General features: G+C 73.3%; 14 protein-coding genes and 1 riboswitch. Of the genes, 11 read left to right on the top strand and 3 right to left on the bottom strand.

The window, feature by feature from the left end; genetic code table 11:
• Nucleotides 1-2: 2 nt before the first annotated feature.
• From QCD66_RS23155 to QCD66_RS23125, 7 genes are all read left to right on the top strand, one after another.
• Nucleotides 3-1,139, top strand: a complete 1,137-nt coding sequence (locus QCD66_RS23155; RefSeq protein WP_375736853.1) for a hypothetical protein — start codon at nucleotides 3-5, stop codon at nucleotides 1,137-1,139.
• Nucleotides 1,140-1,209: 70 nt separating this feature from the next.
• Nucleotides 1,210-2,868 carry an Ig-like domain-containing protein gene (locus tag QCD66_RS23150; protein ID WP_375736854.1) on the top strand — a complete coding sequence of 553 codons (1,659 nt, stop codon included), beginning with the start codon at nucleotides 1,210-1,212 and terminating at the stop codon, nucleotides 2,866-2,868.
• On the top strand, nucleotides 2,865-3,788 hold the full coding sequence (locus QCD66_RS23145; protein WP_364212559.1) for a class E sortase: 924 nt from the start codon (nucleotides 2,865-2,867) through the stop codon (nucleotides 3,786-3,788). Before QCD66_RS23150 ends, QCD66_RS23145 begins: the two co-directional genes overlap by 4 nt.
• 74 nt (nucleotides 3,789-3,862) lie before the next feature.
• Nucleotides 3,863-4,636: a phosphate ABC transporter ATP-binding protein gene (locus tag QCD66_RS23140; protein WP_375736857.1), complete on the top strand. Its 774-nt coding sequence runs from the start codon at nucleotides 3,863-3,865 to the stop codon at nucleotides 4,634-4,636.
• 157 nt (nucleotides 4,637-4,793) lie between these two features.
• On the top strand, nucleotides 4,794-5,987 hold the full coding sequence (locus QCD66_RS23135) for an Ig-like domain repeat protein (protein ID WP_375736855.1): 1,194 nt from the start codon (nucleotides 4,794-4,796) through the stop codon (nucleotides 5,985-5,987).
• A gap of 84 nt (nucleotides 5,988-6,071) precedes the next feature.
• Nucleotides 6,072-7,133, top strand: a complete 1,062-nt coding sequence (locus QCD66_RS23130) for a WxL protein peptidoglycan domain-containing protein (protein WP_407566781.1) — start codon at nucleotides 6,072-6,074, stop codon at nucleotides 7,131-7,133.
• Nucleotides 7,130-7,597, top strand: coding sequence for a hypothetical protein (locus tag QCD66_RS23125; RefSeq protein ID WP_407566780.1), 468 nt, complete (start codon nucleotides 7,130-7,132; stop codon nucleotides 7,595-7,597). The genes QCD66_RS23130 and QCD66_RS23125 overlap by 4 nt, the downstream gene beginning before the upstream one ends.
• A gap of 91 nt (nucleotides 7,598-7,688) precedes the next feature.
• Here the strand turns inward: QCD66_RS23125 and metE are convergent, their stop codons facing one another.
• Entirely contained in the window at nucleotides 7,689-9,926 is a 2,238-nt protein-coding gene (gene metE, locus QCD66_RS23120; protein WP_407566779.1) for a 5-methyltetrahydropteroyltriglutamate--homocysteine S-methyltransferase, read from the bottom strand.
• Between the two features lie 115 nt (nucleotides 9,927-10,041).
• Nucleotides 10,042-10,254: riboswitch (cobalamin riboswitch) on the bottom strand.
• 106 nt (nucleotides 10,255-10,360) lie between these two features.
• Here metE and QCD66_RS23115 point away from each other — a divergent pair.
• The 4 genes from QCD66_RS23115 (at nucleotide 10,361) to QCD66_RS23100 (ending at nucleotide 12,079) form a co-directional block, all read left to right on the top strand.
• Nucleotides 10,361-11,020, top strand: a complete 660-nt coding sequence (locus QCD66_RS23115) for a class I SAM-dependent methyltransferase (RefSeq protein ID WP_375737302.1) — start codon at nucleotides 10,361-10,363, stop codon at nucleotides 11,018-11,020.
• 155 nt (nucleotides 11,021-11,175) lie between these two features.
• The gene (locus tag QCD66_RS23110; RefSeq protein ID WP_375737303.1) at nucleotides 11,176-11,517 is read left to right on the top strand and encodes a hypothetical protein; all 342 of its coding nucleotides are present in this window, start codon (nucleotides 11,176-11,178) and stop codon (nucleotides 11,515-11,517) included.
• A complete protein-coding gene (locus tag QCD66_RS23105; protein ID WP_357539201.1) occupies nucleotides 11,514-11,951 on the top strand; it encodes a MerR family transcriptional regulator in 438 nt (145 codons plus the stop codon). The genes QCD66_RS23110 and QCD66_RS23105 overlap by 4 nt, the downstream gene beginning before the upstream one ends.
• Nucleotides 11,948-12,079: a hypothetical protein gene (locus tag QCD66_RS23100; protein ID WP_375737304.1), complete on the top strand. Its 132-nt coding sequence runs from the start codon at nucleotides 11,948-11,950 to the stop codon at nucleotides 12,077-12,079. The genes QCD66_RS23105 and QCD66_RS23100 overlap by 4 nt, the downstream gene beginning before the upstream one ends.
• A gap of 12 nt (nucleotides 12,080-12,091) precedes the next feature.
• On the opposite strand, the gene tnpB is transcribed toward QCD66_RS23100, so the two are convergent.
• Nucleotides 12,092-13,471 (bottom strand): IS607 family element RNA-guided endonuclease TnpB, encoded by a 1,380-nt coding sequence (tnpB, locus tag QCD66_RS23095; RefSeq protein ID WP_407566778.1) that lies wholly within the window; start codon nucleotides 13,469-13,471, stop codon nucleotides 12,092-12,094.
• Nucleotides 13,468-14,046: an IS607 family transposase gene (locus QCD66_RS23090; RefSeq protein WP_407566777.1), complete on the bottom strand. Its 579-nt coding sequence runs from the start codon at nucleotides 14,044-14,046 to the stop codon at nucleotides 13,468-13,470. Before QCD66_RS23090 ends, tnpB begins: the two co-directional genes overlap by 4 nt.
• Nucleotides 14,047-14,107: the final 61 nt, after the last annotated feature.

Here is a 14,107-nt window from a genome sequence, read left to right as displayed (position 1 = left end):
GCATGAAGGTCCACACCTTCGGCAAGGTGGCGGCGGCGGGCTTCGGCGCGGCACTCGCCGTCGTCATGGCCGCCACCCCGGCCGCCGCCGACCCGTCGCCGGCCACCGACTACCGCGTCCTGGCCGGTGTCGGCTCGGACACCACCCAGGACGTGATGAACGGCCTGGGCAACGTCATCACCTCCGGCGGTGGCAAGGTCGTCGCCTCCTGGGACGCCCGGGGCACCGACACCATCAAGGTCAAGTCGGCCGGCTGCACCCTCAACCGGCCGAACGGCTCCGGCAACGGCCGGCGCGCACTGCGGGCGTCGGGCGGCGAGAACCTGGGCGGCACCAACGGTGGCCCCGGCTTCTACGAGGGCGCCGACATCCGCAACTGCGTCGACTACGCCCGCTCGTCGTCGTACGGCGGCGGCAGCACCCCGTCGAGCACCGGCAACTACACGTACATCCCGTTCGGCGTCGACGCCGTCTCGCTGGCCGTCAACCAGAACGGCGACCTGCCGTTCAACATGTCGTTCGCCCAGATCCAGCGGGTCTACAAGTGCTTCGACACCACCATCGCCGGCAACCCGGTGCAGCCCCGGACCATCCAGGCCGGCTCCGGCACCTGGGAGTTCTGGATGAGCAAGATGCAGATCAACGAGACCGAGATCGGCCTCGGTGACTACCCGTGCCTCACCGGGCTGCCCCGGACCCAGGAGCACGACGGCTCGGCGCTGACCGGCAACCCGACCCACGTCGTGCCGTTCTCCTCCGGCCAGTTCGTGGCCCAGAGCAACGTCACCGCCATCGCCAACCTGACCGGCGTACCGGTCACCGACCGGCGCGGCGCCGCCCGCCTCGTCGGCATCAGCATGCCCGGCCAGTCGGTGCAGCAGCCGCTGGTCGGCGGCACCACCAACCCCAACTTCGGGCTCCGGCGCGACGTCTACAACGTCGTACCGACCGCGAAGCTCACCGACCCGACGATCGCCGCCACGTTCGTCGGCGCCAACTCGGCGGTCTGCACCGCGACCGTCAACGACGGCGGCACCAACCGCAACGTCGTGCAGCTGTTCGGCTTCGGCCTGCGTACCACCACCCTCGACGACCTCAACGCCGCCTGCGGCTACACCAACCTGCGGTTCAACAGCTAGTTCCCCGCCGGTCCGGGCGGCCCGCCGGCCGCCCGGACCGGCGCATCCGTCACGCAAAGGAAGCAAACCGATGAGCAGGCGAATCCTGGCCGCGCTGGTGACCAGCGCCCTGAGCCTCTGCGCCGTCGTCGCCGGGGTGGTGCTCGTCGCCGCCGGTCCCGCGCAGGCGGCTTCGCTCGGCGAGGTGCGGCTGTCGCAGACCAGCGGCAACGTCGACGACACCCCGATGTTCGCCACCGCCGGCAGTGCGGCATGTCCCACCGGGTACGGGGAGAACGCCGGCCTGCGGGTCGGCCGTCCCGGTGGGCCGTACTCGAACCTGGGCCGTCCGCTGGGCGGCGGCGGCTTCGACACGGCCCCGGTCTCGATCGAGGCGAACCGGTCCTTCACCACCGCGCTCGGTGGTGCGGCCCCGGCCGCCGGCGAGTGGTGGGTGATCGTCGAGTGCTTCAGCCTCACCGAGGGCCGGCACCCCGACCAGTTCCAGACCACCATCCACGTCTGCGGCACCCAGTGGCGGGTCGGCACCAGCTGTTCGTCGGTCGCCGCCACCCAGACGACGCTGACCGTCGAACCCGCCGACCGGATCGCGGCCGGGACACCCGTCACCCTCACCGCGGCCGTCACCCCGGCCGTACCCGGCACCGTCGTCTTCCGCCGGGCCACCGAATCCACTTCCGGCAGCTCCGGCGAACTCGGTGCCGTCCCGGTGAGCGAGACCGGCACCGCCGTCCTGGAGACCGGCGACCTGCCACTGGTCGGCGCGACCCAGGTCGACTACACCCTCACCGCCACCTTCAACCCCACCGACCCCGACGCCTACGCGGTCTCCACCGCCAGCCGCCCGCTCACCGTCTACGTCGGCGCCGAACCGGTCACCGTCGACCTCACCGTCGACCCGGCCAGCCCGGCGCCGAGCGGCGGCCAGCCCGTGCTCACCGCGACCGTCGACCCCGCCGCCGCGGCCGGCACCGTGACCTTCGAACGGCGCGACTCCGGCGAGGCCGCCTTCGCCCCGGTGCGGGACGTGCCGGTCGCCGACGGCCGGGCCACCCTCACCATGACCGGCCTCGCCGACGGCGCGTACGACCTCCAGGCGACCTTCCGGCCGGCCGACCCCGACCGCTACACGCAGGCGGTGTCGAACAGCGTCAACGGCTACCGGATCGGTGCCGACGGCCTGCCGGCCACCGACACGACCACCACCCTGACCGTCACCCCCGACGGCAGCCAGCCCGCCGACACCCCGCTGACCCTGACCGCGACGGTCGCCCCGAACAGCGCCACCGGAACCGTCCGCTTCCTCGACGGCCAGACCGAACTCGGCACCGCCGCCGTGGCACAGGGCACCGCGGCCTTCACCGCCACTCTGGCGGTCGGCACCCATTCGCTCAAGGCGGTGTTCACCCCGGCCGACGCCACCGCGTACCGGCCGTCGGAGTCGGCGGTCCGGACCGTGGAGATCACCGCCCACGACCCCGGCGGCGACCCGGACGACCCGGGTGACGACCCCGGCGGTGACCCCGACGGCGGGGGCGGCATGCTGCCCAGGACCGGTATCTCGCTGATCGCCTTCGGGATGGCCGGCCTGTCCCTGGTCGGTGCCGGCTCCGGCGCGATGCTGCTGACCCGGCGGCGGCGCCCGGAACCGGCCCCGGTCACCTGGCCGGACAGCCCGGCCGGCACCGGAGCACCGGACCCGTCCGTCGGGAACGGGCCGGACCGGTGACCACCGCAACGCCGACGACACCACCCGGTGCCGCCCCGTCCAGGACGGGGCGGCTCGGTTTCTACCTGCCGGGCACCGCCCTGACCATCCTGGCCATGCTCACGCTCGGCTTCGTCGTCCACCTCACCCTGGTCTCGCACCTCCAGTACGCCCGCGGCCAGCAGACGCTCTACTCCGACTACCGCGCCGAACTCGCCCGCGGCACCGCCCCCGTCGGCCAGACCCGGCTCGAGTTCACCGACGGCATCGCCGGCGACGAACGGATCGTCGAGACCGGCTCCCCGGTCGCGGTGCTGCGGATACCGGCCATCGGGCTGCGGGCCGTCGTCCTCGAGGGCAGCGACGCCGAGGTGCTGCGCGACGGCCCCGGCCACCGCCGCGACACCGTGCTGCCCGGCCAGCCCGGCACCAGCGTCGTCATGGGCCGCCAGGCCGCGTACGGCGGCCCGTTCCGGGACCTGGACCTGCTCATCCCCGGCGACCTGGTCACCGTCGTCACCGGGCAGGGCGAGCACAGCTACCGGGTCACCGGAACCCGCCGCCCCGGCGACCCGACCCCGCCGCGACTGGCGTCCGGCGCCGGACGGCTCACGCTGATCACCGCCGACGGCGACCGGTACCTGCCACAGGACCTGCTCCGGGTCGACGCCGACCTGGTGTCACCGGCCCAACCCGCCCCGGCCCGCAGGTTCGGCGCCGCCTCGCTGCCCGCCGCCGAGCAGCCGATGGCGACCGACCCGGACGCCTGGACCCCGCTGATGCTGTGGAGCCAGGCACTGCTGCTGGCCACCCTCGCCGTCGCCTACCTGCGCGGCCGGTGGGGCGGCTGGCCGGCGTGGACCGTCGGCGTGCCGCTGGTCGCCGCCCTCGGCGGCGCCGCCGCGGACCAGGTCGCCCGACTCCTGCCCAACCTGCTGTAACCACCCGACCGGAAGGCGCCGCGGTGACCCAGACCACCGACCCGACCCTCGTCGACCCCGTCCCGGCCCACGGACTGGCCACATTGGACGCACGTGACGTGTCCGCCTGGTTCGGCGACCACAAGGTCCTCGACCGGGTGTCGCTGACCATGCCCGCCGGCCGGGTCACCGCACTCATCGGCCCGTCCGGCTGCGGCAAGTCGACCTTCCTGCGCGTCCTCAACCGGATGCACGAACTCGTCCCCGGCGCGTCGCTGGCCGGCGAGGTGCTGCTCGACGGGCACGACCTCTACTCCCCGGACCGGCGGCTCACCGACGCCCGCCGCCAGGTCGGCATGGTCTTCCAGAAACCGAACCCGTTCCCCACCATGTCCATCTACGACAACGTCGTCGCCGGCCTGCGACTCACCGGCACCCGGGTCGGCCGCGCCGGCTGCGACGACCTGGTCGAGGAAAGTCTCACCAAGGCCGGCCTGTGGCGCGAGGTACGCGACCGGCTCCGCTCACCCGGCGGGGCACTGTCCGGCGGGCAGCAGCAACGGCTCTGCATCGCCCGGTCCCTCGCCGTACGTCCCCGCGTGCTGCTGATGGACGAACCGTGCTCGGCACTCGACCCGACCTCGACCCGCCGCATCGAGGAGACGATCGCCGAACTCGCCGACGAGGTGACCATCGTCATCGTCACGCACAACATGCAACAGGCGGCCCGGGTGTCCCACCGGTGCGCCTTCTTCCTCGCCTCGCACGGCACCCCCGGCGTCATCGTCGAACATGGACCCACCGCGCTGATGTTCGACAGCCCGCAGGACCAGCGCACCGCCGACTACGTACACGGGCGGTTCGGGTGAACCGGCCACCTGCCCGGACGGCACCCAGAGTTCGCCTTCCGCACGTCCGGCGGAGACGTGGGCCTGCATGCCGGGTCACTGCCCGTGTAGAGCCTCATTGCCGGTCGGACCAGCAGGGTCCGGCCGGCACCATCACCCTCACGAGAGGAAGTGATTCATGAGCAAGCGTGTCTTGGCTCGGGCGGTCGCGCTGTTGGGGGCAGCCGCGCTCGCCGGCGGCGTCCTCGTCGGTGTCGCCGGTCCCGCGCAGGCGGCTTCGCTCGGCGAAGTGCAGTTGTCGCAGACCAGCGGCAACGTCAACGACACCCCGATGTTCGCCACCGCCGGCAGCGCCGGGTGCCCGACCGGGTACGGCGAGAACGCCGGCCTGCGGGTCGGCCGGCCGGGCGGGCCGTACTCGAACCTGGGTCGTCCGTTGGGTGGTGGCGGGTTCGACGCCGCTCCGGTGTCGATCGAGGCGAACCGGTCGTTCACCACGGCGCTGGGCGGCACGGCTCCGGCGGCCGGTGAGTGGTGGGTCATCGTCGAGTGCTTCAGCCTCACCGAGGGCCGGCACCCCGACGAGTACCGCACCGCGATCGTCGTCACCGGCGACACCTGGCGCATCCCGGTCGCCGAGGCGACCTCGACCGCGCTGGCCGTCGTGCCGGCGAGCCCGGTCGAGCAGGGCACCGAGGTCACCCTCACCGCCACCGTCACCCCGAACACCGCCACCGGCACGGTCGAGTTCCGCCGGGGTGCCTCGGTGATCGGCTCGGCCCCGGTCTCGGCCGGCACCGCCACCCTCACCACGACCGCGCTCCCGGTCGGCACCCACGCGCTGACCGCGGCGTTCGTGCCGTCGGACGCGACCGTCTTCGGCGCGTCCACCTCCTCGTCCACCTCGTTCACCATCCAGCCCGGCGACGATGTGATCACCAAGCAGCAGGAGATCATCGCCGACGTGGCCCCGGGTGCGTTCACCCTCGACCTCGCCGGTGACACCGCCATCCTGACCGGCGGCTCCGTCGGCGGCACCGCCACCGGCGCGCTCCAGGGCGCCACCGTCACCGACCTTCGGGGCAGCAACGCCGGTTGGGACCTGACCGGCCAGCTCGCCGACTTCGTCGGACCCGACGCGACCATCGCCGGCGGCAACCTGTCCTGGACGCCGTCGGCCAGCAAGACCAGCGGCTCCGGCGCGGTCACCGCGGGAACCGCGGCCGACCTCGGCGACACCCGCACACTGTGCTCGTCGGCGGCCGGTGCCAGCGCGGGCGTCTTCGCCTGCGGCGCCGACCTCGACCTCGCCATCCCCGACAACGTGGCGCCGGGGGAGTACAAGGCGACCCTGACCCTGACCCTGGCCTGACCTTTCCGCGACCGGGGGATGCCGGGCCCGCCGGGCCCGGCATCCCCACCACCGTTGCCGGACCGACTCCACGGAGCCGCTGACATGACCCACTCCCGTGCCACCCGCCTGGTCGTCCGGCTGCTCGTCGGGTCGGCCGTCATCCTCGGCGCCACCGGTCCGGCCGCCGCCGCGCCCGCCCCGCCACCGGCGCTGCCCGGGTACGCCCCGGCCGAGGAGTTCCGGTGGAGCGTGCAGCCGTCGAGCCCGCGCGGACCCAACGGCCGCAACGAGTTCGCGTACGAGCTCAACCCCGAGGAGAAGATCACCGACTGGGTCGCGGTCAGCAACCTCACCGGAAAGCCGCTGACCGTCAACGTGTACGCGACCGACGCGTTCACCGCCCCGGACGGCGGATTCGCCCTGCTGACCGCCGACGAGCCGGCCACCGGCGTCGGGAGCTGGGTCACCCTGCCGAAGAAGTCGTACACGGTGCCGGCCGGCAAGCGGGCCGACGTCCCGTTCGAACTGGCGGTACCGGCCAACGCGAGCCCCGGCGACCACATCGGCGGCCTGATCGCCTCGGTCAACACCGAGGAACGGCAGGAGGACGGGCAGACCGTCAACGTCGAGCGACGCATCGCCGCCCGGATCTACCTGCGGGTCGCCGGCCCGGTCGAACCGGCCGCCCTGATCAGCGCCCTGGACGTCGACTATGCCAACCCGCCGCTGTCGCTCGGCGGCGACATGACGGTGACGTACCGGATCGCCAACGACGGCAACGTCCGCTTCTCCGGCAAGGCCCGGGTCCAGGTCACCGGACCGTTCGGGATACGTGTCGCCAACAGCGAGGTCATCGACATCCCCGAGCTGCTGCCCGACTCGGAACTGCGGCTGACGCAACGGTTCCCCGGCGTGTTCCCGGCCGGCCTGCTGACCACGACCGTCACCGTCAACCCGCAGGAGAGCGGCGGACCGCTGCCCTCGCTGAGCCGCGACTCGGCGCTGTGGGCGGTGCCGTGGCCGCTGGCGGCCGGGCTGCTGCTGGCCGGGGTGCTGCTGCTCGGCTGGTGGCTGCGGAACAGGCGCTGGCACCGCATCGTCGCCGCCGGCGGCTTCGACGCCGCGCCGGAGGCGGCGCCGACCGTCCGGCCGGTGGCGTCATGACACCGGCCGGCCGCGCCCCGCGCCCGGCCAGCCGGGCGGCCGTCCCGCGGATCGCGGTGGGGCTCCTTCTCACCGCCGGGATGACCGGTGCGGCCACCTCCGCGCCGGCCGCGCCCGTGCCGCCGGCCGTGGTCTCGGCCGCCCTCGGGACACCGCTGGCCGGCGGATTGCGGGCCGGGTCGGCGGCGCCGGACTCCGGGACCGCGCGCCGGACGGAGGTCACGGTGTCGATCGCACCGGCGCCGACCACGCCCGGACCCACCCCCACCGGCCCTGAACCGACCCCCACCGGGACCCCCGGCCCTGTGCCGACCGGCACCCCCGCGCCGCCGACCCCGTCGGCGTCACCCGATCCCGGCGGCCGGCTCCCGCAGACCGGGCTCGCCATCGGCGGCATCCTGGTCCTCGGCGCGGCCCTGGTCGGCGCCGGCGCCGGACTGCGTACGCTCAGCCGCCGCAGGTGAATCCGCGGGGGCCGTTTCGGACGCCGTGCCGTGCGTCGAGGTCGCCGGCGTCCGGCCGGGCGGACCGGAGAGCCCGCCCGACCCGGTGCCGTCAGTTGCCGCGTACCTCGGCGGCGGCCGCGACCAGGTGCCGCAGCGACGCCTCGACCTCGGGATAGCCGCGGGTCTTCAGGCCGCAGTCCGGGTTGACCCACACCCGCCGGGCCGGTACGGCCGCGACGGCGCGGCGCAGCGCCTCGACCACCTCGGCGTGGGACGGCACCCGTGGCGAGTGGATGTCCCACACCCCGGGGCCGACACCCCGGCGGTAGCCGACCGCGGCGAGGTCGTCGAGGACCTCCATCTTCGAACGGGACGCCTCGATGCTGGTCACGTCCGCGTCGAGGGCGTCGATCGCGGTGATCACCTCGCCGAACTCGGAGTAGCACAGGTGGGTGTGGATCTGGGTGTCGTCGGCGACGCCGCTGGTGGCCAGGCGGAAGGCCGCCACCGCCCAGTCCAGGTAGGTCCTCTGGTCGGCCCCGCGCAGAGGCAGGGTTTCCCGCAGCGCCGGCTCGTCGACCTGGATGACCCTGATCCCGGCCGCCTCCAGGTCGTGGCACTCGTCCCGCAGGGCGAGCGCGACCTGGTCGGCGGTGTCGGCCAGCGGCTGGTCGGCGCGGACGAACGACCAGGCGAGGATGGTGACCGGGCCGGTGAGCATGCCCTTGACCGGCCGGCTGGTCAGCGACTGGGCGTACGTGGACCACGCCACGGTCATCGGCGCCTTGCGGGCGACATCGCCGTAGATGATGGGCGGACGTACGCAGCGGGAGCCGTAGGACTGCACCCAGCCGTGCTCGGTGGCGGCGAACCCGTCGAGTTGCTCGCCGAAGTACTGCACCATGTCGTTGCGTTCCGGCTCGCCGTGCACGAGCACGTCCAGACCGAGCCGCTCCTGGAGCCGGATGACGTGCTCGACCTCGGCACGCATCCGCCGGGTGTAGCCGGCCTCGTCGAGGGTGCCGGCCCGGTGGGCGGCGCGCGCCCTACGCAGCTCGACGGTCTGCGGGAACGACCCGATGGTGGTGGTCGGCAGCTCCGGCAGCCCCAGCCGCTCCTGCTGGCGGGCGGCCCGGTCGGCGTGGTCGCCGCGCCGCCGGTCGGCGGGACCGAGCGCGGCGAGCCGGGCCCGTACGTCGTCGTGCCGCCACGCCGCCGGCGCCGGGCGCGGCGGTGCCGGCAGGTGCCCGGTGCCGTCGCGCACCGCGCGGCCGAGCAGGACGACCTCGTCCACCTTCTGCCGGGCGAACGCGAGCCGCTCGTACAGGTGCGGGTCGAGGCGGGTCTCGACGGACAGGTCGACCGGGACGTGCAGCAACGAGCAGGACGTGGCGACGGCGACGTGGTCGGCGAGCCCGGCGACCGCCGCCCCGGCGGCCGCCGCGGCACGCAGGTCGGTACGCCAGATGTTCCGTCCGTCGACCAGGCCGGCGACGATGGTCCTGCCGCGCAGTGGCCCCGCGGCGGCGAGCCGGTCGAGGTTGCCCCGCCCGGCGACCAGGTCCACGCCGATCGCCTCGACCGGCGTGTCCAGCAGGGCCGGCAGGGCCTCGCCCAGCTCGCCGAAGTAGGTGGCCACGAAGATCCGTGGCCGGTGTTCGGTCCCACCGAGCCGGGTGTAGGCGCGGCGCAGCGCGTCGATCTCCGCCGGGGCGCGGTCGGCGACGTACGCGGGCTCGTCCAGCTGCACCCAGGCCACCCCGGCGTCGGCCAGGGCGGTGAGGATCCCGGCGTACGCCTCGACCAGGTCGTCGAGGCGGGCGAACGGATCGTCGCCCTTGGCCAGCAGCAGGAACGTGGCCGGCCCGACCAGCACCGGCCGGGTGGTGATGCCCAATTCGCGGGCCTCGCCGTATTCGCGTAGCGCCTTGGCCGGGTCGGCGACGAAGGCGGTGTCCGGGCCGATCTCCGGCACCAGGTAGTGGTAGTTGGTGTCGAACCACTTGGTGAGTTCCAGCGCCGGCTCGGCGTCGACGCCACGGGCCATGGCGAAGTAGGTGTCCAGCTCGGACAGTCCGAGCCGGGCGAACCGGTCCGGAACCGCGCCGACGGCGACGGCGGTGTCGAGCACGTGGTCGTAGTAGGAGAAGGTGTTCGACGGGATCGCGTCGAGACGGGCGTCCCGCAGCGTCCGCCAGACCTCGGCGCGTAGCCCGGCGGCGGTGCGCTCCAGTTCGCCGGCGTCGACGGTGCCGGCCCAGTAGGCCTCGACGGCCCTCTTCAGCTCCCGGTTGGTGCCGATGCGCGGATAGCCGAGCACGGTGCTCTGGCCGAATGCGGTGCTCAACGGATGGGTCCTTCCCCTCGAGGTGCCCGGCGGGGCACGGGAGGGGGAAGGCAGGGTACGGGTCGGTACCGGCTTCCGCCCTGGCCCTCCCGAGAGGCCGCCGGCGGCGCACACCGGCGGCGTGCGCGGCGCTGGCAGGTCTTCGGACTCGTGGGCGTGACCCGATGGTCGCCTACTGGCCGTCGCTTCCCAGACCTCGCGGTCCAGTGCTCTGATGACGGCGGTCGTTCCCACTCACCGCTGCGGGGCAGTCCCGGTCTCGCACCGGGTTCCCTCTTACGACGCCCCACCCTCACGGGTCGGGCGAACCAGCACCGTCCGCCATCGTACGGGCCTTCGGGCGGTGTCCGGGTGAGGGTGTCCGACGTACGGGACGGCGGGGTGCTACTTTGCGGTTTCCGCAAACTTCTTTGTCAACCCGTCCGGGGTGCGGCATGTTGGCGCCGGAGGCGGTCACCTCCGGCACCGACGAACCGAGGGTGGTAACCATGGACGCGAAGTTCTGGGACGACAGGTACCTCAGCCGGGAACAGCTCTTCAGCGGCAACCCCAACGGCGTCCTCGTCGCCGAGGTGGCCGACCTGCGGCCGGGGCGCACCCTCGACCTCGGCTGCGGCGAGGGTGCCGACGCGCTCTGGCTGGCCCGGCGCGGCTGGCAGGTGACCGGAGTCGACATCTCGGACGTGGCCCTGCGCCGCGCCGCGGCCGGGGACGACACCGGCCGGGTGACGTGGACCCGGGTCGACCTGGCCACCGAGCCACCACCGGCCGGCCCGTTCGACCTGGTCTCGGCCCAGTACTTCCCGCTGCGCCGCGAACCGGGCCACGCCGTACTGCGCGGCCTGCTGGCCACGGTCGCACCCGGCGGAACCCTGCTCGTCGTCAGTCACGATCTGGCCGATCTTCCGCCGCGGCACGACCTCGACGTCGACCCGGCCGACTTCTACCAGCCCGGGGAGGTCGCCGGGCTGCTCGACGACGACTGGGCCGTCCTGGTCGACGAGATCCGGCCACGGACGGTTCCCGCGCCGCCGGGGACGCACCACCGCAACGACATCGTCCTGCGGGCGCGACGGGAGCCGTCACTGCCCTGACCGGCCGCCGGCCCGACGGGTGGCGCCGACCCGTCGGGCGCGCGGGTGAGGGCGCGCGGCGGTCCGGGCTGTTGCATCCGGTACCCGGGTACAGGCTTACCGTCGGATGGCCGGCGCCGACCCGGCACCGGAACCGCCCGTACGAGGAGGCTGTGATGCCGTTTGTCGTCCCGGACGCCTGTAGCCTGCCCACCGCCGACCGGCCGCCCCGGCTGGCCGAGTTCGACGCCCTGCTCACCACCGCCGTGCGCGCCGTCGAGTCGCTCACCCCGACCCACGCCCGACTTCGCCTGGCCGGCCCGCCCGACCTCGAAACGGCGGTAAGGGACCTCACCGCACGCGAAGCGAGCTGCTGCTCGTTCTTCACCTTCACCGTCAGCCCGGCCCACGACGGCAGCCCGCTGACCCTCGACGTGCGGGTGCCACCCGGCCACGCCGACGTACTGCGGTCCCTGGTCGGCCGGGCCGCCGCGGCCGCGCCCGGGCCGGCCCGGTGACCCCCGGGCTACGCAGCGGCGAGGTCGCCGAACAGGCCGGGGTGAACATCCAGACCCTGCGCTACTACGAGCGCCGGGGCCTGCTCGCCGAACCGGCCCGCTCCAACGGCGGCCACCGGCTCTACCCGCCGGACACCGTCGCCCTGCTCCAGGTGATCAAGGCGGCGCAGCGGCTCGGATTCACCCTCGACGAGGTGGCCGACCTTCTCGACACCGGCCGCCGCCGGCACCCGACCGCCGACCTGCGACAGCGCGCGATCGACAAGATCGCCGAGATCGACGCGCGGATCGCCGACCTGAACGCCATCCGGACGACCCTGGTCGAGGTCGTCGACGCCCGCTGCGACAGCCTCACCGACTGCACCTGCGCCGACTGCCCGATCCCGTTCCTGACCATAGGCAGCGCCGCCGACCCCGACGGAGACCCCGCGTGAACCAGACCGTCCCGCCGTCCGCCGGTCGCCCCGGGCACAAGCCGCACCGGACGGACGGCGACCCGCCCACCCGCAGCAAGATCACCGGCGGTCCCGCCGCCCTCGCCTGCGCGCCGCCTGCTGCGTGATCCCGTTACCTCTCAGTGAGCTTTGGTGAGCTCACGATTGGTAGTCCTGCCTTGCGGCGGGACGGTCCCGGTCTGACCGACTGGTGTCGTGCCGGGTTCACGCTTCACGGCCACCCGCCCGCGTACGCGGGTCTTCTGGTCGGCTCCACGTGCTGCCACCGGGCCACTCCCGGCAGTGTCGAACTCAGCCGCCAGGGCGGCCAGATTCGCGGCGGCGTTGTGGTCGCGGTCGATGACCAAACCACACGCCTGACACACGTACTCACGCTCGGACAGGGCCAGCTTGGTTTTCACCGTGCCGCAGCCCGAGCAGGTCTTCGAGGATGGATACCAGCGATCGGCGATCAGCAGCCGGCCACCGTTCCACAAGGTCTTGTACGCCAACTGGCGGCGGATCTCCGCGAAACCAGCGTCGGCGACATGCCTGGCCAGCTTGCGGTTGGCGAGCATGCCCGAGACGTTGAGGTCCTCGACCACGACCGTGCCGACAGTGGCGGCGACGCGGGTGGTCAGCTTGTGCAGCCCGTCGCGGCGCAGGTTCGCCACCCGGGCGTGTGCCCGGCCGAGCCGGGCCGCCGCACGTTCCCACCGCTTCGACGCACGTCGGCCGGCGCGCCGGTCCGGGCCAATCTTGCGGGACAGCGCCCGGCCGAGCTGCCGCAGCCGGGTCTGCACAGCGGCGAGATGGCGCGGGTTGTCGACCAGCTCCCCGGTGGACAGCACCGCGAGGTGCCTGATACCGACATCCACGCCGACCACGGTGCCCGGCCGGACCGGAGTACAGGCGGTGCGCTCGACCTCGACGGTGAACGACACGTGCCAGCGTCCGCCGTCACGACGCACGGTCGCGGACATGATCCGCGCCGTGCCCACCTCGAGGCGGCGGGCCAGTTTGCGGGCAGACTCGTGCAGCTTCAACCGGCCCAGCCGGGGCAGCACCACATGCATCCGATCGGCCTCGACCCGGATCGCCCCGGTGGTGAACCGCACAGACGGTGTGGTACGCCGACGGGACGCGAACCGGGGAAAGCCCACCGGCCGGCCGGCTCGCTTGCCGGTGCGGGAGTCGGCCCAGCTCTTCAAGCCGCGAGCGAGTGCGTCGAGGCCGGTGTTGAACGCCTCCTTGGACACCTCGGACCACCACGGCGCCACCTCGGGCTTCACCGCGTTCCACGCCCGCCGCAACGCCGGGAGCGTCCACGACACCGTGGGGGTCAGCAACTCGTCGGGAACACCGTAGGTGCGTTCGGCCGCGCGCTGATCCATGACGGCCTTCACCCGGGCGAGAGCCCAGTTACGGGCGACCCGAGCCGCACCGGCATGCGCGTACACGTCACGTTCCTGGGCAGCGGTGAGGTCGAGGGCGAACCGGTACGCCTGGACCGTCTTCACACCGGGCCCCCGGTGACCGCCTCGACCGCGCGACGGACACGGTCCGCGGCGACACGACGGCCATACAGGCGGACGCACAACGATGTCAGAATCTCGGTGACGTCGCCGACCAGGTCGTCATCGACCCCGGCCGGATCGACCACCAGCAGTCGGCGCCCCTGCGCGGCCAGGGCAGCCTCCACGTACTCGGCACCGAACCTGGCGAACCGGTCCCGGTGCTCGACCACAACAGTCGTCACCCGCGGGTCGCGCAGCAGCGCCAGGAACTCCTTGCGGTGCCCGTCCAGCGCGGAACCGACCTCGGTCACCACACGGTCCACCGCGAGGTGCTGTCCCGTGGCCCAGATAACGACCCGCGCGACCTGCCGGTCCAGGTCAGGTTTCTGCTCGACCGACGACACCCTGGCATACACCACCGTCTGCCCGGCCCCCGCGGTCACACCGGCCAACGGTTCACCAACCATGATCAGCCGACCCAGCCGGTATGCAGGAACAGGCAGCGTGCCGGACTCGTACCGCCGACGCGCGGTCGCATACGAGATACCGGTGGCCGCCGCCCACTCCTTCAGATTCACCACATGAACCATAGCCGACTAGCGATCACTACTGACGATCGAACGCCATCAGTTGTCATCC

Source organism: Polymorphospora sp. A560 (genome assembly GCF_045781765.1).
GTDB lineage: Bacteria > Actinomycetota > Actinomycetes > Mycobacteriales > Micromonosporaceae > Polymorphospora > Polymorphospora lycopeni.
Note: the sequence above shows the minus strand (reverse complement) of the source record. Positions and strands in the feature narration are given on the sequence as shown.